Origin of the sequence: Bacillus sp. SIMBA_026 (assembly GCF_046535335.1) — a bacterium.
GTDB classification, from domain to species: Bacteria; Bacillota; Bacilli; order Bacillales; family Bacillaceae; genus Bacillus; species Bacillus velezensis.
Map to the genome: position 1 here is coordinate 1 of NZ_JAWRWX010000176.1, position 270 is coordinate 270.

Annotated in this window: 1 protein-coding gene; it reads left to right on the forward strand. The window is 32.2% G+C overall.

Annotated elements, in window-relative coordinates:
* On the forward strand, nt 1–270 hold a 270-nt coding region (locus SB847_RS21105), incomplete at both ends, for a hypothetical protein (protein WP_410578577.1).

Consider the following 270-nt stretch of genomic DNA (forward strand, 5'->3'; position numbering starts at 1 on the left):
CTTCTGTTGTGGCCGGCTTTGGTCATGCTTTTGACAGGATATCATTATCAGAAAAACGCCGTTCATTTTTTAAAAGATAAAAATGGAAATATTCCTGTATGGAAAAAGATTTTCTATGCTCCTTACCAGTTAATCTATTACATATGTTGGAAATGGTTGAGGAAAAATAAAGCACCGATAGAAATCATGCAAAAAATTTATATTTCCTCAAGACTGTCTACTGCAGATGTACAACAGATAGAGATTAATGAAAATACTTTTGTGTATGAT